General features: G+C 68.0%; 17 protein-coding genes. 7 read left to right on the top strand and 10 right to left on the bottom strand.

What is annotated here, in order from left to right:
• Positions 1-18: 18 nt before the first annotated feature.
• A complete protein-coding gene (locus tag QSJ19_RS10520) occupies positions 19-594 on the bottom strand; it encodes a suppressor of fused domain protein (protein WP_286320219.1) in 576 nt (191 codons plus the stop codon).
• A gap of 47 nt (positions 595-641) precedes the next feature.
• Between QSJ19_RS10520 and QSJ19_RS10515 the strand changes: the two genes are divergently transcribed.
• From QSJ19_RS10515 to QSJ19_RS10505, 3 genes are read left to right on the top strand one after another with little or no spacing between them, the layout of a single operon-like run.
• Positions 642-1,316 carry a metallophosphoesterase family protein gene (locus tag QSJ19_RS10515; RefSeq protein WP_286320215.1) on the top strand — a complete coding sequence of 225 codons (675 nt, stop codon included), beginning with the start codon at positions 642-644 and terminating at the stop codon, positions 1,314-1,316.
• Positions 1,306-2,163, top strand: a complete 858-nt coding sequence (locus QSJ19_RS10510; protein ID WP_187589168.1) for a chromosome partitioning protein ParB — start codon at positions 1,306-1,308, stop codon at positions 2,161-2,163. The genes QSJ19_RS10515 and QSJ19_RS10510 overlap by 11 nt, the downstream gene beginning before the upstream one ends.
• Before the next feature lie 52 nt (positions 2,164-2,215).
• Entirely contained in the window at positions 2,216-2,704 is a 489-nt protein-coding gene (locus QSJ19_RS10505; protein ID WP_286320213.1) for a nucleoside deaminase, read from the top strand.
• Here the strand turns inward: QSJ19_RS10505 and QSJ19_RS10500 are convergent.
• The 5 genes from QSJ19_RS10500 to QSJ19_RS10480 form a co-directional block, all read right to left on the bottom strand.
• The gene (locus QSJ19_RS10500; protein ID WP_286320210.1) at positions 2,685-3,860 is read right to left on the bottom strand and encodes an ABC transporter ATP-binding protein; all 1,176 of its coding nucleotides are present in this window, start codon (positions 3,858-3,860) and stop codon (positions 2,685-2,687) included. The genes QSJ19_RS10505 and QSJ19_RS10500 overlap by 20 nt on opposite strands.
• A 2-nt stretch (positions 3,861-3,862) precedes the next feature.
• Entirely contained in the window at positions 3,863-4,693 is an 831-nt protein-coding gene (locus tag QSJ19_RS10495; RefSeq protein WP_286320208.1) for a carbohydrate ABC transporter permease, read from the bottom strand.
• Positions 4,694-4,699: 6 nt separating this feature from the next.
• Positions 4,700-5,848 carry a carbohydrate ABC transporter permease gene (locus QSJ19_RS10490; protein WP_286320205.1) on the bottom strand — a complete coding sequence of 383 codons (1,149 nt, stop codon included), beginning with the start codon at positions 5,846-5,848 and terminating at the stop codon, positions 4,700-4,702.
• Positions 5,845-7,266, bottom strand: coding sequence for an extracellular solute-binding protein (locus tag QSJ19_RS10485; protein WP_286320204.1), 1,422 nt, complete (start codon positions 7,264-7,266; stop codon positions 5,845-5,847). Before QSJ19_RS10485 ends, QSJ19_RS10490 begins: the two co-directional genes overlap by 4 nt.
• Positions 7,267-7,583: 317 nt before the next feature.
• Entirely contained in the window at positions 7,584-8,072 is a 489-nt protein-coding gene (locus QSJ19_RS10480) for a YflT domain-containing protein (protein ID WP_286320203.1), read from the bottom strand.
• Positions 8,073-8,236: 164 nt separating this feature from the next.
• Here QSJ19_RS10480 and QSJ19_RS10475 point away from each other — a divergent pair, with 164 nt between their 5' ends.
• The 4 genes from QSJ19_RS10475 to QSJ19_RS10460 all read left to right on the top strand — a co-directional run bounded on the left by QSJ19_RS10475 (position 8,237) and on the right by QSJ19_RS10460 (position 12,738).
• A complete protein-coding gene (locus QSJ19_RS10475; RefSeq protein WP_286320202.1) occupies positions 8,237-9,559 on the top strand; it encodes a magnesium transporter MgtE N-terminal domain-containing protein in 1,323 nt (440 codons plus the stop codon).
• A complete protein-coding gene (locus tag QSJ19_RS10470; RefSeq protein ID WP_286320200.1) occupies positions 9,556-10,089 on the top strand; it encodes a DUF1003 domain-containing protein in 534 nt (177 codons plus the stop codon). Before QSJ19_RS10475 ends, QSJ19_RS10470 begins: the two co-directional genes overlap by 4 nt.
• Positions 10,090-10,366: 277 nt before the next feature.
• Positions 10,367-11,503: a lytic transglycosylase domain-containing protein gene (locus QSJ19_RS10465; protein ID WP_286320199.1), complete on the top strand. Its 1,137-nt coding sequence runs from the start codon at positions 10,367-10,369 to the stop codon at positions 11,501-11,503.
• Positions 11,504-11,592: 89 nt separating this feature from the next.
• Positions 11,593-12,738 carry an Mrp/NBP35 family ATP-binding protein gene (locus tag QSJ19_RS10460; protein WP_286320197.1) on the top strand — a complete coding sequence of 382 codons (1,146 nt, stop codon included), beginning with the start codon at positions 11,593-11,595 and terminating at the stop codon, positions 12,736-12,738.
• 16 nt (positions 12,739-12,754) lie between these two features.
• Here QSJ19_RS10460 and tatB read toward each other — a convergent pair whose 3' ends face one another.
• From tatB to sigE, 4 genes are all read right to left on the bottom strand, one after another.
• Complete coding sequence (tatB, locus tag QSJ19_RS10455; protein ID WP_286320194.1) at positions 12,755-13,216, bottom strand: Sec-independent protein translocase protein TatB; 462 nt, start codon at positions 13,214-13,216, stop codon at positions 12,755-12,757.
• A 17-nt stretch (positions 13,217-13,233) separates the two neighbouring features.
• A complete protein-coding gene (locus QSJ19_RS10450) occupies positions 13,234-14,781 on the bottom strand; it encodes a trypsin-like peptidase domain-containing protein (RefSeq protein ID WP_286320193.1) in 1,548 nt (515 codons plus the stop codon).
• A 36-nt stretch (positions 14,782-14,817) separates the two neighbouring features.
• Positions 14,818-15,435 (bottom strand): zf-HC2 domain-containing protein, encoded by a 618-nt coding sequence (locus QSJ19_RS10445; protein WP_286320191.1) that lies wholly within the window; start codon positions 15,433-15,435, stop codon positions 14,818-14,820.
• 174 nt (positions 15,436-15,609) lie between these two features.
• Complete coding sequence (gene sigE, locus QSJ19_RS10440) at positions 15,610-16,221, bottom strand: RNA polymerase sigma factor SigE (protein WP_286320190.1); 612 nt, start codon at positions 16,219-16,221, stop codon at positions 15,610-15,612.
• Between the last annotated feature and the right edge of the window lie 297 nt (positions 16,222-16,518).

The following is a 16,518-nucleotide window of genomic DNA, read 5'->3' as shown; positions in this document are numbered from 1 at the left end:
CGTCGACACCCACACCGGTCAGAGCGTGGCGCCGGCCCGATCCGGGGACATCACGTCGATGCCGGCCTCCCGCCAGGCGCCGCGGAGCGCGTCGGCACCCTTCAGACGCACCCAGGCCGCCTCGTTGGCCGTGATCGGTACGGCGCGGAGGAATCGGACGGGTTCACGGGGTGCGTCGAGCGTCACCTCACCGAGGTCGTCGGCCTCGAGCAGCACGGCGGTGCACATCGCCCCGTCCCAGAGTTGTTCCGACAGATCGACGAGCGCGTCGACGTCGAGCACGAGGCCCTCCACCGCCGGCGCCGCGGCCAGCGTCGCCATCCGTCGGTGCAGGCCGGGTAGGGCGGTGCTCCCGTGCATCCGTACGACCAGTTCCGCACGAGGGCCGCGGAGGGGGTCGGCGTGCAGGTCGGTCGGGTCCGCCATCGGGTGCCGGGAGCAGCCGACCGTGACGTACAGGACGTCGTCGCCGGAGACGAACCGCAGGACGTCGATCGGCTCCACGCCGAGGAAGGTCACCGACGCCCGCTGTGGCGCACTCGCCAGGGTCGCGGCGAGATGGTCGTCGATCCGACCGGTCACCTCATCGCTCACGCGTCCACCGTAGTCGCCGTGCCGTCCCGGGCCGTAATCTGACAGTCGTGGTGCGTGTGCTGGCGGTCGCGGACGAGGTCGTGGACTCCCTGACCTTCGGAGTCGGCATCGACGCACGCCCTGATGTGATCCTCGGTGCCGGCGACCTCCCGTTCGAGTACCTCGAGGTCCTCTCGACCCTGTGCGACGCACCGTGCGTGTTCGTGCCGGGCAACCACGACCGCGATCTGTCGGGATACCGACACGGACGTGCCGGATGGTTGCGCGCCGGGCTGCCCAGCGAGGAGCCCGGCCCACGCGGCGCGATCAACGCCGACCGCCGGACCGTCGAGGTCGCCGGCCTGAGCATCAGCGGGCTCGGCGGTTGCCGTCGCTACAACGACGGCCCCAATCAGTACACCGACGTCCAGCAGCGCCTGCGGTCATGGCGGTTGACCTGTGCCCGCCCGTCACCCGACATCCTGTTGACCCACAGCCCGGCCCGCGGCGTCGGCGACGGTGATGACCGGCCTCATCGTGGCTTCGACTGCTATCACGGACTTGTGCGGTCGCTGCGACCGACGCTCCTCGTGCACGGGCACGTGCATCCGTTCGGCATGCGCCCGCACGACAAGATGATCGGCGACGAGACCATCTCGATGAACGTCGTCGGTTACTGTCAGTTCGACATCGAACCCGGTTCGCGGGAGTTCCGGATCGTGAGGCGACGACATGGCGCGTGACACCGGATTCCCTTCTGCGGACGCGGAGAACGATTTCGCGCGGATGCGGCGTCACGCCGAGATGTCGCGCCTGCTTGCGTGGTTCACCCGCCAACCCGCCGACGTCAACACGATCCTCCCGTTCGACGAGGTCGTCGCGGCGCTCGGCCGACTGGGCGAGACCTACCTGGGACTGCAGCAGGTCGAGGTGTCCTCGATCGTCGGAAGTGTGGACCGCACCAAGGATTTCGACCGGTACTTCCGTCCGACGTCGTCGCGGATCCGGGCCCGGTGGCAGCGCCTGGCCGTCGCGCAACGACGCGGCGAGTCGGTGCCCCCGGTGCAGCTCTACCGGATCGGATCGATGCACTTCGTGATCGACGGGCATCATCGGGTGTCGATCGCGATCGCGCGCCATTTTCATCACATCGACGCCTATGTGACCGAGATCCACACTCGTATCTCGCCCGACGGCATCAACGTCGAGTCGGATCTGATCCTCAAGGATCACCGTCGGCTGTTCCTGTCGCGGGTGCCGCTGAGTGGCGCACAGGCCGCCGCCATCCGACTCGCCGACCCGTTCGACTACGCCGAACTCGCGGAGAACGTGGAGGCGTGGGGATTCCGCCTCAGCCAAGAGGTCGGTGAGTACATCAGCCGCGTCGACGTCGCCCGCCGCTGGTTCGGCGAGGAGTTCCTCCCGGTCGTGCGTATGGCCCGGCGTGCCGAGATCCGGCCGGACCTGATCAGCGACGCCGAGCTGTACATGTGGCTGGCGTGCGAGCGATATCGTCTGGTGCGCAAGCACATCTGGGATGACGAGATCCTCAAGGAGCTCCACGACCAGGGCCGGCGCCGCCGTCGATGACCCGGCACGAACCGAGCACGCGAGCGGCGATTCGAATCAGGAGGGCCGACACATGACCATCACCGATGCCGACATCCGGCGACTGCGACGGTGCGTCGACCTGGCGCAGGAGGCGTTCGACGACGGCGACGAACCGTTCGGGTCGATACTCGTGGCCGACGACGGCACGGAACTGTTCGCCGACCGCAACCGGGTGTCCGGCGGTGACGCGACCGCCCACCCCGAGTTCGCGATCGCACGATGGGCGGCAACACATCTGAGTTCGCAGGAGCGAACAGCAAGCACCGTGTACACCTCTGGTGAGCACTGTCCGATGTGCTCGGCGGCGCATGCCTGGGTCGGTCTCGGCCGGATCGTCTACGCGTCGTCGTCGGCACAGTTGCAGCGATGGCTCGCCCAATGCGATGCACCGCCGTCACCGGTGGCGGCACTGCCGATCCGCGACGTCGCCCCGAACCTCGAGGTGGACGGCCCGGTGGCGGAGTTCGCGCCGACGATGCGCGAACTCCATCACGCCCGCGTCAGCCGAGACGCAGGTTGACCCCCGAGGCCTGATCGAACACGGCGACCTTCGCCGGGTCGTAGAACAGTTCCGCCGATCCACCGCGGGAGATGGACGACTCCGGTGCGACGCGGGCGATCATCTGCCCGCCACCGATCTCGGCGCCCGAATCCGCCGACAGCTCCGCGAGCGCGTCGCTCGTCGCATGCGGCGAGTCGACGTTGAAGTAGACATAGTTGTCGGAACCCATCGACTCGATCACGTCGACGGTCGCGGTGAAGGTGGCCCCGGCCGAACGTGCCGACGTCTCCACGAGCGCGGCGTCCTCGAGGTGCTCCGGACGGATGCCGACGAGGACGTCGCCGTTGCTCTGTGCCCGTTGGGCATTCGCGACGATCTTCTGGTGATCGGGCACGTTCACCCGGCCGATCGGGGTGTCGATGCCGTCGCTGCCGAGGCGACCCGGCAGGAAGTTCATCGCGGGAGAACCGATGAACCCGGCCACGAACAGGTTGTTCGGTGTGTTGTAGAGCTCCTGCGGCGTCCCGATCTGCTGGACGTACCCACCACGCAGCACGACCACCCGATCACCGAGGGTCATCGCCTCGGTCTGGTCGTGCGTGACGTAGACGGTGGTGGTGCCCAGGCGGTTCTGCAGGCGGGCGATCTCCGTCCGCATCTGCACGCGCAGCTTGGCGTCGAGGTTCGACAGCGGCTCGTCCATCAGGAACGCCTTGGGCGAGCGCACGATCGCGCGTCCCATCGCGACACGCTGCCGCTGACCGCCGGACAGGTTCGCCGGCTTGCGGTCCAGATACGGGCCGAGATCGAGGATCTTCGCGGCCTCGTCGACCTTCGTTGCGATCTCGGCTTTGCTCAGCTTCGCCAGCGTCAGCGGGAACGCGATGTTGTCGCGGACCGACATGTGGGGATAGAGCGCGTAACTCTGGAACACCATCGCGATGTCACGGTCCTTGGGTGCACGGTCGTTGACGCGCTCCCCGCCGATCCGCAGCTCGCCCGACGAGATGTCCTCGAGGCCCGCGATCATGTTCAGCGTCGTCGACTTACCGCAGCCCGACGGTCCGACCAGGATGATGAACTCGCCGTCGGCGATGTCGATGTCGACCCCGTGGACCGCGGTGGACCCGTCCGGGTACTGCTTGGTGACGTTGTCCAGAACGATGTCGGCCATGGTTATCCCTTCACCGCGCCGGAGGTCAGCCCGGCCACGATTCGACGTTGGAAGAAGAGCACGAAGATGATGATCGGAATGGTGATGACAACGGCGGCCGCCGCGATCGATCCGGTGGGTTCCTCGAACTGACTGTCACCGGTGAAGTTCGCGATCGCGACGGGGGCGGTGATGGCGCGTTCGGTGGAGGTGAGCGACAGGGCGAGCAGCAGGTCATTCCAGGCGAAGATGAACACCAGGATCGCCGCGGTCACCACACCTGGGGCCGCCAACGGGGCGATCACCTTCCGGAACGCCTGCCACGGGGTGGCCCCGTCCATCTTGGCCGCCTTCTCCAGCTCCCACGGGATCTCGCGGAAGAACGCCGACAGTGTGTAGATCGCCAGCGGGAGCGCGAAGGTGATGTACGGCAGGATCAGTCCGGGCCAGGTGTCGAACAGGCCGAGGCCGCGCTCGATGTTGAACAGCGGTGTGACGAGCGAGATCTGCGGGAACATCGCGATCAGCAGTGCCGCACCGATCAGCAGCTTCTTGCCCGGGAAATCCAGCCGTGCAACGGCGTAGGCGGCCATCGTGCCGAGGATCACCGCGATGAGCGTGGTGATCAGGCCGATGCCGATGGAGTTGCGCAACGCACTGGTGAACGCACTCGTCTCGAAGATGCCGGCGTAGTTGTCCCAGGTCCATTCCTTGGGGATGAAGCTGCCGTCCTTGACGCTGCCCGGGGGCTTGAACGACAGGCTCACGATCCACAGCAGCGGGATGATCGCATAGAGGATCACCAGGATGTTGGCGATCGACCACCAGGCCTTGTTGCCGATTCCGGTCTTCACGCGGCCCTACCTCCCCTCGTTGTCGGAACCGGGCGCCGCGGTGCCGAAGCCCTTGATGAAGATGAACGCGATGATCGCGACGCAGATGAAGATGACGATGCTGATCGCCGATCCGACGCCGAGGTTGAAGGCCTTGAACAGGTTGTCGTAGCCCAGCATCGACACCGAGTAGGTGTTGTTCGAACCGCGGGTCAGCACGTAGATGTTGTCGAACACACGGAACGCGTCCAGGGTGCGGAAGAGCAGCGCGACCAGGATGGCCGGCTTCATCAGCGGGATGATGATGCGCCACAGTCGTGTCCACGCTCCCGCCCCGTCCACCTGCGCCGCCTTGAGCAGGTCGTCCGGTACCAGGGCCAGACCTGCCAGCAACAGCAGCGCCATGAACGGCGTCGTCTTCCAGACCTCGGCGAGGACGATGATCGCGAGCGACGGCCACTGCTGGGTCAACGGTGCGCTGCCGTCGGGCAGCAGGTTGGCGAGATAGCCGGTCTCCGGCGTCCAGGCGTAGTACCAGGAGAAGGCGGCGGCAACGGTGACGATGCCGTACGGGATCAGCACCACCGTGCGGATGGTGCCCTTGCCGAAGATGGTGCGGTGCATGACCAGCGCGATCGCCATGCCGAGGACGAGCTCGATGATCACGGACACCACCGTGATGCCCAGGGTCACCGTGAACGCCGTCCACCAGTAGCTGTCACTCAGCACTGTGACGTAGTTCTCGAACCAGACGAAGCTGCGTTCACCCGGCGCCGACAAGCTGGACTTGTTCAGCGACAACCAGAACGCGTAGACGATCGGGTAGCCCGTGACCAGGGCCATCATGGTGGCCGCGGGCGCGACCAGCCAGAACGCGAGTCGCCGCTCGGCGGCCTTGCCCTCACTGATCTTCTTGCCGCCCTTGGCCGGCGCGGGCTGCGGACGCTCGGCGGTGGCCACCGATCCGCCCGACGGCGCCGCGGCCGCGGACGCGCCCGAGGCGGCGGCCGCCGACGACGACCCCGCGGGAGGGGTCCACGCATCCGAGTACACCGGTTGCGCCCCGGTGTCGCCGATCGACGGCGGACGGACCGATGGTTCGCGCGGCGGCGCGTCGTCGGGAAGGCTGTGGCGACCCGCGCGGGGGCGGTTCTCGCCGTTGTCACCGGTTGTCATGGGATCAGGCCCTCCCCGTCGATGGCTTTGCGAACCTGCTCGGCGAGCTCGTCGACCAGCGTCTCCGGGTCCCAGGCACCGACCGGACTCAGCTTCGCCGTGAGTAGCGTCGAGATCGCTTGGTAGACCGGCGAAGCCGGCCGGAGCGCGGCGTTCTCGGTCTCGAGCTGGGTGCGGATGTCCTCACCCATCGGGTACGCCGCCTTGAAATCGGGATCGTCGTAGATCGACGAGATCGTCGGTGGCGTACCGCCCTCCACCGAATAGACCTTCTGCGCCGCCTCGTTCGTCAGGCATTCGGCAGCCTGGAACGCGAGGTCCTTCTGCTGCGAGGTGCTGGCGACCGCGATGTTGACCCCGCCGAGGGTGGTCTTGGTCGGCAGATCCTTGCTGACACCGGGATACAGGGCGAAGTCGAACTTGGAGCGGACGGTCTTGTTGACCGGTCCGAGTTGCGCGTCGGTCGGCGGATTCGCGTTGTCCTCCGACAGCAGTCCGGCGTACTGCTGCATCTCCGGGAACCACGGCACGTCGCCGGCCGCCGCATTGGATCGCATGGAGGAGAACACAAATGGCCAGTTGACCTCGAACGCCGCGCTACCGGTCTCCATGCCCAGTCGGGCAGACGATTCGTCGGAGTTCGTCAGCGACGGGTCGCGGCCGGGCGCGGTGGCGATCGCCTTGAGCACCTGCAGCGCCTTCACGGTGGCGGCACGGTGCTCCGGGGTGTCGTTGAGCGTCACCAGGTTCGGGTCCTCGGTGCCGACGACCGAACCGCCGGCACTGGCGAGCACCGAGTTGAACCACACCATGAGGCCCTCGTACTGCTTGCCCTGGACCATGATGTAACTCGGCCCACCCTTGGCGCGGATGGCCTCCGTGTCGGCGAGCATCTCGTCCCAGGTCGTCGGCGCCTGCGTCTTGTTCAGGTACTTGCGCATCAGATCGGGCCGGTACCAGAGCAATTGGGTGTTGGTCCAGGTCGGGATCGCATAGAGCCGCTTGTCCGCGTCCTCGTCGGTCTTCCACATCGCCGTCTCACGGGGTCCGCCGAGGTTCGTCTCGGCGACCTTGGCCGCCAATGCATCCGGCACCGGTTCGATCCAGCCGGCGTCGGCGAACTCGGCGGTCCACACGACGTCCATGCCCATCAGGTCCAAGCCGGGATCGTTGCCCGCGAGGCGGCGCGCCAGCTGCAGGCGCTGGTCGTCGGCGGACTTCGGGAGTGGCGTGGTCACGATCTTGTAGGCACCGTCGGAGTCCGCGGAGCACTTCTGACCGACCTTGTCGATGAAGGTCGCCCCGTCCGCGGGCGGATAGATGTTGAGCACGCGGGGCGTGTAGCCCGATCCGCATGCCGTCACGATCGGCAGGGCCGCGACCAGCGCCGCAGCGGCCACCACCAGTTTTCTCCTCATCGGGAGTCGGATTCCGCGGTCCGGAGATCGCCCTGTCGGGATGCGATCGTCGGGGATTCGACCGAATTCGGAAGTGCCAGCTCGGAACCGCACGCAGCCTCCTTGTTGTCGTTCTCGGTGCAAGACAACGAGGCTGCACCGGTCAACGTCTGCTGCGTAACGTTATATGTCGCAGTTCGTGACATGCAACACATTCGGCATGGGCGTGCCAGAAGTGGTGGAAATCGTGATCTGCCGGGCGACGGATGTGCGTCCACCTGCACCGCGGTTTCGCGGTGGTGCATCCCCGGGCCGGTGCCGCGGCGGTCCGACCGCGATCAGTTCGACAGTTTGCTGAGCATGTCCCGCGCCTTCTCGGCGCTGCGCGGATCACACAGCACGTCATAACGACCGGCGACGAGCTGCATCGTCGAGGCGAAATCGCGCTGGCCGCGGGTCGCGGCATACGGGATGGTGGCCGAGATGAGGCCGAAGACGATGCCGCCGATCAGACCGAACAGCACCGGTGCGAATCCGGTGCCCGTCACGACCAGGGACACCAGCAGCCCGAAGAACAGACCCAGCCAGGCTCCGGAGACGACACCGCCGCCGATCACCTTGCCCCAGGTGAGCCTGCCGATGACGCGCTCGACCTGCATCAGGTCGACGCCGACGATGGTGACGTCCTGGACCGTGAAATTCTGGTCCGACAGGTGATCGACGGCACGCTGCGCCTCCGCGTAGGTCCCGTACGAGCCGATTGGCCAGCCCGTCGGCGGAGTGGGCAGACCGGGGGTCTCTCGACCGGAGCGCATCGGGTTGGTCATCTCGCGTCCTCCACTGGTTCTCTGCTGCAGTGAGCCGGTCGCCGGCTCGTAGTCCCCACCAGGGCGCACAGTAGTCGACACCCGCGTGTGACGTCGCGGGAGAAGTCGGCCGGCAGCGCGTGTGCGTGCGCTCCGTGCATCCCGATGCCACTACCCTTACTCCCATGGCGTCGGTGAGCAAGGTGTTCGTGGCCAGACTGGTCGGTCTCGCCGTGCTCGGACCCGACGGTGAGTCGATCGGACGGGTGCGCGACGTGGTGATCGCCGTCCGTCTGCCCGGGCAGCAGCCACGCGCGTTGGGCCTCGCCGTCGAACTCACCACCCGGCGACGCATCTTCGTCCCGATGCTGAGGGTGACCGCCATCGAGCCACACGCGGTGACCCTCAACACCGGAACGGTGAGCCTGCGGCGGCTGCACCTGCGGCCGGGCGAGGCCCTCGCCATCGGGCAGATCCTCGACTCACGTGTGCGCGTGGACGATCCGGACCTCGAACACCTCGCCGGTATCGATGTCAGCGTGGTCGACCTGGGGATCGAACGCACGCGCACCCGGGACTGGGTCGTCGCCCGGATCGCCGTGCGCCCGGGCCGCAAGGGTTTCCGGCGCCGCGGCGAGACCCATGTCGTCGACTGGCACCGTGTGCACGGTCTGTCGCAGACCGAGCTCGATCTGCCCGGGCAGGGTGTGGCGCAGGCTCTGCAGCAATTCGAGGGCATGCGGGCCGCCGACGTCGCGAACGCCCTGCGCGAGCTGCCGGTCAAGCGCCGCGACGAGATCGCCGCCGCCCTCGACGACGAACGACTCGCCGATGTCCTGCAGGAACTGCCGCCCGACGACCAGACCGACCTGTTGGCCCATCTCGAACTCGATCGGGCCGTCGACGTCCTCGAGGCGATGGACCCCGACGATGCCGCCGACCTCCTCGGCGAGCTGCCCGACGCGGAGGCCGAGTCCCTGCTCGAACGCATGGATCCCGAGGATTCCGAACCGGTCCGCCGGCTCCTGGTGCACAACCCCGACACCGCCGGCGGTCTGATGACCTCCGAGCCCATCATCGTCACCGCCTCGACGACTGTCGCGGAAACGCTTGCGCGCGTTCGTAATCCGGATATCACCCCGGCGGCGGCGAGCCTGGTGTTCGTCGTCCGGCCGCCGACGGCGACACCGACCGGCAAGTACCTGGGCTGCGCTCACCTGCAGGCCCTGCTGCGCGAACCTCCCGCCAACATCGTCGGCGGCATCCTCGACACCGACCTGTCCCACCTCGATCCGGAGGACTCACTCGAGACGGTGACCCGGTACTTCGCGACCTACAACCTCGTCTGTGGTCCGGTGGTCGACGACGAGGGTCATCTGCTCGGCGCGGTCAGCGTCGACGACCTGCTCGACGAGCTGCTGCCGCGCGACTGGCGCGAGACCGAACCCGAGGATGCCGAACCCATCGGCGACATCACGGGCATCAACACCGCAGGAGCAGGTGCGTGAGCGCCGAGCAGTCCGGTCGTCGACTCGACACCCCCCGCCAGAACCGTCGGCTGTCGTTCAACCTCGACTCCGACGTCGTCGGCGTCTACGCCGAACGGATCGCCCGCTTCCTGGGCACCGGACGCTACCTCGCGATCCAGACGGTCATCGTGATCGTGTGGGTGGCCCTCAACCTCATCGCGGTGTCCTGGCGCTGGGACCCGTATCCGTTCATCCTGCTCAACCTCGCGTTCTCGACGCAGGCCGCCTACGCCGCGCCGCTGATCCTGCTGGCGCAGAACCGTCAGGAGAACCGGGACAAGGTCGCCCTCGACGAGGATCGGATGCGCGCGGCGCAGACCAAGGCCGACACCGAATTCCTCGCACGCGAGCTCGCCGCGGTCCGCCTCGCCGTCGGCGACACCGTCACGCGCGACTATCTCCGCAAGGAGTTCGACGACCTGCTCACCGAGCTGACCGACCGGCTGCGCGTGAACGATCTCGACCGGCCGGTCGGGGACGACGACGACGAGGTGACGCGCCCGTCGTAACGAATCGTCGTTCATCCGGCGATCAGATGCATGTAGTCAAGAATTGTCGGGTTCCTGCATTGGGGCAGTCGTCCCATATGTATGGTGGGTCACACGTCGGACGCACGGGAGGCTGGTGTCCGGGTTGCCCTGTCAGGGCAGGTCCGACGGTTATCCGCGAGATCTCGGGGGCGGACATGGTCGTGTGTCAGAGCAACGGAGTGCGTGTGGACGGGCAGTCGAATCCGACGTCGAGCCGATCGGTCGTGTGCGGACCGACCCCGACCGGGACCGGCCGGTGAGCCCGCGATTCCTCCGGCGCGCACAGGGACCGCGTCGCACACGGCTCCCCCGCCGCGCGTTGTCCGTCGGTGCGGGCGGCGTCCTGGTCGGCGCGATGCTGCTGGGTGCCGCGACGTCGAGCGCCACCGGTGGGACCATCACAGCAGCTCCCGCGACCGGCGGCGACGCCCTTCCCGTCGCGGCCGCCGAGATCGTCCCGGGCGGCCCGGTGACCCTGCTCGGTTTCGCCCCGCCGCCCAAGCCGGTCGTCGAGCCGACCGTGCTGCCACAGTTCCGTATCGCCGCCGATCTCCCATCGGGTCCGCTCGGCATCCCGGGTGTCGTGCTCCAGGCCTACAAGCTCGCGGCCAATCGCGTCGGCGCCGAGAGCCCCCAGTGCAAGCTGCCGTGGTTCCTGCTCGCCGGCATCGGCCGGATCGAGTCAAACCACGCCTCCAACGGGTCCGTCGACCAGTACGGCACCACGATCAACCCCATCGCCGGACCGGTCCTCGACGGCTCGTTGGCCGGCAATGCGGTCATCCGCGACACCGACGGCGGCCGGATCGACGGCGACGGCGCCCACGACCGGGCCATGGGTCCGATGCAGTTCATCCCGAGCACGTGGGCGAGCTGGGGCACCGACGCCAACGGTGACGGCAAGGCGGATCCCAACAACGTGTTCGACGCGACCTATTCGGCGGGGCGGTACCTGTGTGCCGGGGTCACCGACATCATGACGGAGAAGAACAAGGTGGCGGCGGTGCTCCGCTACAACCACTCGATGGAGTACGTCGCGAACGTGCTGGGCTGGGCAGGCGCGTATGCGACCGGGGTCATGCCGACCAACCCGATCCCGGAGCCCAAGCGCACGGCGAGCAAGTCGTCGAGCAGCAAGCCCTCCACCCCCAAGCCGGGTGAGAGTTCGTCCTCGCCGTCGTCGCCGGAGAGCTCCTCCACCACCCCGCCGCCGGAGACGTGCATCGGCGCACTGTGTCTGCCGCCGAACCTCATCCCGCCGCAGTTGCTGCCGCCACAGCAACGCCCCGCGCCGACGCAGGCGCCCACCCGGGTCGCGCCCGAGAAGGCACCGGCCACCCCGACTGAGCAGGCCCCGGGGGCGCGTACCCCGACCACGACCGCGCCGCGCTGAGTCCGCCCGTCGGCCTCCCGCCCGTCGCGGCCCGCACCGTCGGTGCCGGGCGGCGGACCGTGTCGTCACGGCGGTTAAGCTGGGAAACGATGACTACCGGAGTTGTACCCACCGAATCGGCGATCCGTGCTGCGCTCAGCAAGGTGAACGATCCCGAGATCGGCAAACCGATCACCGACCTGGGCATGGTGAAGTCGATCGGCGTCCAGGACGACGCCAGCGTCGACGTCACCATCTACCTGACCACCTCCGGCTGTCCCATGCGCACCGAGATCACCGGCCGCGTGGAACGTGCCGTCGCCGACGTGCCCGGCGTCGGCCAGATCTCCGTCGACCTCGACGTGATGGACGACGACCAACGCACCGAACTCCGCAAGAAGTTGCGCGGCGACAAGGCCGAACCGGTCATCCCGTTCGCCCAGCCGGGGTCGCTGACCCGCGTCTATGCCGTCGCGTCGGGCAAGGGCGGCGTCGGCAAGTCGAGCGTGACGGTCAATCTGGCGACCGCGCTCGCCGAGCGTGGGCTGACCGTGGGGGTGCTCGACGCCGACATCTACGGACACTCGGTTCCGCGCATGCTGGGCAGCGATGCCAAGCCCACCCAGGTCGAGCGGATGATCATGCCGCCGATGAGCCACGGGGTGCGGTTCATCTCGATCGGGCAGTTCACCGACGGCAACACCCCGGTGACCTGGCGCGGCCCGATGCTGCACCGCGCGCTGCAGCAATTCTTGGCCGACGTCTACTGGGGGGACCTCGACGTCCTGCTCCTCGACCTACCGCCCGGCACGGGCGACGTCGCGATCTCGATCGCGCAGCTCATCCCGGGCGCCGAGATCCTCGTCGTGACCACCCCGCAGCAGGCGGCGGCGGAGGTCGCCGAGCGGGCCGGTGCGATCGCACTGCAGACCCGGCAGAAGATCCTCGGGGTCGTCGAGAACATGTCGTGGATGGAACTGCCCGATGGCTCGCGGATGGAGCCGTTCGGCTCCGGGGGCGGCGCGAAGGTCGCCGAGCGGCTGACGCAGGCCGTCGGCGCGCCGGTCCAACTGCTCGGGCAGGTGCCGCTGGAGACGACGCTGCGCGAAGGCGGTGACGCGGGCGTGCCGGTCGTGTTGTCGGAGCCGGAGTCGGCGGCCGGGTCGGCGCTGCGCGCGATCGCGGAGAAGCTGGCGGTACGTCGTCGGGGGCTCGCCGGTATGAGCCTCGGCATCGACACCACGCGTCACGACTGATGTCAGACGCAACGGGTCAGGTGGCGTCCCAGTCGCTGATGCTACGTTTCGTCGACGTCGTGTCCGGCGCCTCCGACGACCGGTCCGCCGCGGCGTCGGAGGCCTGATCGGCCGGCCCCGGCAGGGGCGCCGACACCGGCTTGATCTCCGGGGTATCCGTGGTGTTGCGGTCGACGGTCGTCGGACCCAGTCCGAGCTTGAAGACCGAGTCATCGCCGTCGAGAAGATGTCTGGTGACCACGGCACGCGGGGTCATCCCCCGCAGTTCGTTGAGCTCCGACAGCGGTTTGCGCAGTTCGTCGAAGTCGGAACCGAGCTCGTCCTTGAGCTGGTTGGTGGCCCCGGTCGCATAGTCGCGCACCTGCCGGAGCGACTTCATCGTCCAGGAGACGGCACCGGGCAGGCGATCCGGTCCGAGGATGATCAGTCCGGCCGCAAGCAGGACGACGATCTCACCCCAACCGATACTGCTGAACATCGCCTCATCCCCCGCTGTCAGTCACTGGCCGGCATGATCGTCCCGCTGAACGTGCGGCCGTCTCGCCAGTAGGTGAATCCGACCTTGCCGTCGATCTTCGCCGTCCGGACGGCGACCGTCAATTCATCGGCGCTCTCGATGGTGCGCCCGTCGAACGAGGTGATGACATCGTCCTCGCGGACACCGGCGCGATCGGCCGGGCCACCGGCCACGACGTTGCGCACCTGGGCGCCGAGCACGCGGTCGTTGCGCACCGAACTCGCGTTCACGCCGATCTGCGGATGGTTCACCGTGCCGTTGCGGATGAGTGTCTGGGCGATGGGCACGACCTGGTTGATCGGGATCGCGAAGCCCAGGCCGATCGATCCGCCGCCCGGGACGAGCCCCGCGGTGTTGATACCGACCACCTGCGCCTCGTCGTCGACGAGCGGGCCACCGGAGTTGCCGGGGTTGATCGCAGCGTCGGTCTGGATGGCGTCGATGACCGCGTCGGTGTCGGATTCGGCGTCGGGCCGCAGTGGGACCGGCCGATGCAGCGCACTGACGATGCCACTGGTGACGGTGCGGTCCAGTCCCAGTGGAGACCCGAAGGCGATGACCTCCTGGCCGATCTGGAGATCGTCGGAGTTCCCGAGCTTGGACACCGTCAGATTGTCGACGTTGTCGACTTTCACGACGGCGAGGTCGGTTTTCGTGTCGCGTCCGACGATCCGGGCCGGTACCCGTTTGCGGTCGAAGAAGACGGCTTCGAGTTTGGCGTTGCGGTCGTTGGCGGCCATCGCGATGACGTGGTTGTTGGTGACGATGTAGCCGCCCTTGTCGATGACGAAGCCCGATCCGGTACCGACCGAGCTGGAGGTGCGGACATCGAGTGCGACGACCGACTTCTCCACGGCGCGTGCCACACCGGCGACCGGCGACTTGGCATCGCCGTTCGTCTGCTCGCCGGTGGAGAGCTGCACCGAGTCGGAGTTGAGTGGGGACACCACCTCGGCGGTCCAGCGTCCGATCAGCCCGCCGAACACCCCGACAAGCACGGCGAGGACCGCGAGGGTGGCGAGAGCGTGCCAGCTGACGCGTTTGCCGAAGAGCACGTCCTGGATACCCAGTTTCGGGCCGGATTCGGTGGGCTCGGCGATCGTCGGCCGGGCCAGCGCCGGGCCCGACATCGCGGCGACGCTCTCCGGGTCGCGCCACGGGTCGGGGGGCGACGGGGCACCACCCGGCTCACCGTAGGCCGCGAGCGGATCGCGTTGGAGTGTCTCGGTTTCGCCGGAGGGCCGACCGAATGCCTCGGCGAGCACCGGATCCGGGGCGGACACCTCGGGCGCGGGACGATCGGTGGACTCGGAGGTCTGCGCGAACGACCCGTGGACCCCGGCGGGCCTGCCGAACACCGCGACGGTCTCCGGTGAGAAGGCGGTGTGGCGGACGCGCCCGGCGTCGTGCCGGCGATCCCGGTCCCCGTCGCCGCCGGCCCCCTGGTCAGCCGCTGCGTGGTCGTCGCCGGACGCGACGGCGCCGCCGGACTCACCGGTCGCGGTGTCCTCGGCGGCGTCGGTCATGCGGTCGAGTTCGCTCTCCCCTGTGTGGTCCACCTGTCAGCGGCCCCGCCAGCGACTCATCCGTGCCCTCGTACTCTCTTGTCCATCGCGATCCGCCTCGGGTGCGCCGGTTCTCCGGGTCCGATCTGCGGGAATACCGGCGACCGGGAATCCCGGGGCCGCCATCGGGCTGGTGGACCCGTCGCGGTCCCACGGGGCCACCGCCGGCTGGGGATCGGTCTCCGCCTCACCGGACACACCGGTGAGGTCGATCTCGCGGGTGGGGATCTGGCTCAGCTGTCCGAGCAGTCCGGCGGGAATCGAGACGTCGCCGGCGGAACGGAGTCGGGTGCGCGCCGCGATCTGTGCGTCGACCGCCGACATGCACTCGGGGCAGTGCGCGAGATGTTGGGTGGCGCGCATGTGCGCGGTCATGCCGAGTTCACCGTCGACGAAAGCTGCCACGGCCTCCGACGCGAGGTGCTCGGTCGAGGCGAAACGGCGTCCGCCGGGCGTTCCCGGCGCGCGGTAGGTGCGATTCGGCGCGAAGGACGCGGTCACCGGTGACCAGGTCGCGGGATTCCACGCGGAACGGCGTCTGCGGCGGAGATTCGACATGGGTAGCGGGCTGTCGGCCTGCTGCCCCGAGGTGGGTCGACCTCGGTTCATCTCCATCTGACGCTCACCTCTTCCACCGCAACGGTCTGCTCCGGCCGTTGTCTCGAGTCCCGTTCCACGCTACTGCGCTGTCGGCGGATGTGCTTCTCGCACCGCAGTCGAGCGCGGCCACCCAGCCTATCCGAAGGTGATAACGAAGCCCGAACGCCCGGGGTTCCCGGCCGTGAGGATCTAGCCGACGGTGCCGACGGCGACCGAGCGGCTGCCCGTGTGACCACGGGCGGTGAGGTGATCGCGGATCGTCTGGCGACCGCGGTGGATGCGGCTGCGGACGGTGCCCAGCTTCACGCCCAGCGTCGCCGATATCTCCTCGTAGGACAGTCCCTCGATGTCGCAGAGCACGACCGCCGCGCGGAACTCCGGCGGAAGGGCGTCGAGCGCCTCCTGCAGATCGGGATCGAGGTTCGCGTCGTGGAAGATCTGCTGTGGATCCGGGGTGTCGGCGGGCACGCGGTCGTACTCCTCGGGCAGCGCCTCCATGCGGATCTTGCTGCGCCGACGGACCATGTCGAGAAAGAGGTTGGTGGTGATGCGGTGCAGCCAGCCCTCGAAAGTGCCCGGCTTGTAGTTCTTGAGCGACCGGAACACCCGGATGAAGGTCTCCTGGGTCAGGTCCTCGGCGTCGTGCTGGTTGCCGGACAGGCGGTAGGCCAGCCGGTAGACGCGGTCGGCGTGCTCGCGCACGAGTTCGTCCCACGTCGGCATGAGGTTGTCATCACCGGTGGCGTCGAATCCGGCGGTCCCGGACGGGACGACTTCTGCAGACCCCTGAGGATCGGTCATCGTTGGTGGCCAGTTCCCTTCCCCGGACATCACGTCGGATGACGGATGTTCACGATGGTAAACCACGTGTACCGGCAGTCTATTCCCGCACTCCCGGCGGCTCCGTGGGCGAGGGTCGCCCGTCCCACGAGTGCGTTGGTGCGCTAGTAGAACCCTCTCCTATCGTGGTGTGGTCGCCGTGTGAGTGTCCTGAGGTTTCGCTGAGGAAGTCTGACCGGCCGTCGAACCCACCTGACCTCCGACTTCTGCCGTCGACTTCGCCGCCGGTGGCGCGCCGCGCACACAATCGCCGACGGC

Source organism: Gordonia sp. ABSL11-1 (assembly GCF_030315685.1).
Taxonomy (GTDB): domain Bacteria; phylum Actinomycetota; class Actinomycetes; order Mycobacteriales; family Mycobacteriaceae; genus Gordonia.
Note: the sequence above shows the minus strand (reverse complement) of the source record. Positions and strands in the feature narration are given on the sequence as shown.

Excerpts from the sequence above, each read along its gene's own strand:
- QSJ19_RS10510 (WP_187589168.1), top strand. The coding sequence starts at position 1,306 with ATGGCGCGTGACACCGGATTCCCTTCTGCGGACGCGGAGAACGATTTC.
- QSJ19_RS10505 (WP_286320213.1), top strand. The coding sequence starts at position 2,216 with ATGACCATCACCGATGCCGACATCCGGCGACTGCGACGGTGCGTCGAC.
- QSJ19_RS10500 (WP_286320210.1), bottom strand. The coding sequence starts at position 3,860 with ATGGCCGACATCGTTCTGGACAACGTCACCAAGCAGTACCCGGACGGG.
- QSJ19_RS10490 (WP_286320205.1), bottom strand. The coding sequence starts at position 5,848 with ATGACAACCGGTGACAACGGCGAGAACCGCCCCCGCGCGGGTCGCCAC.
- QSJ19_RS10485 (WP_286320204.1), bottom strand. The coding sequence starts at position 7,266 with ATGAGGAGAAAACTGGTGGTGGCCGCTGCGGCGCTGGTCGCGGCCCTG.
- QSJ19_RS10480 (WP_286320203.1), bottom strand. The coding sequence starts at position 8,072 with ATGACCAACCCGATGCGCTCCGGTCGAGAGACCCCCGGTCTGCCCACT.
- QSJ19_RS10475 (WP_286320202.1), top strand. The coding sequence starts at position 8,237 with ATGGCGTCGGTGAGCAAGGTGTTCGTGGCCAGACTGGTCGGTCTCGCC.
- QSJ19_RS10460 (WP_286320197.1), top strand. The coding sequence starts at position 11,593 with ATGACTACCGGAGTTGTACCCACCGAATCGGCGATCCGTGCTGCGCTC.
- tatB (WP_286320194.1), bottom strand. The coding sequence starts at position 13,216 with ATGTTCAGCAGTATCGGTTGGGGTGAGATCGTCGTCCTGCTTGCGGCC.
- QSJ19_RS10450 (WP_286320193.1), bottom strand. The coding sequence starts at position 14,781 with ATGACCGACGCCGCCGAGGACACCGCGACCGGTGAGTCCGGCGGCGCC.
- QSJ19_RS10445 (WP_286320191.1), bottom strand. The coding sequence starts at position 15,435 with ATGGAGATGAACCGAGGTCGACCCACCTCGGGGCAGCAGGCCGACAGC.
- sigE (WP_286320190.1), bottom strand. The coding sequence starts at position 16,221 with ATGACCGATCCTCAGGGGTCTGCAGAAGTCGTCCCGTCCGGGACCGCC.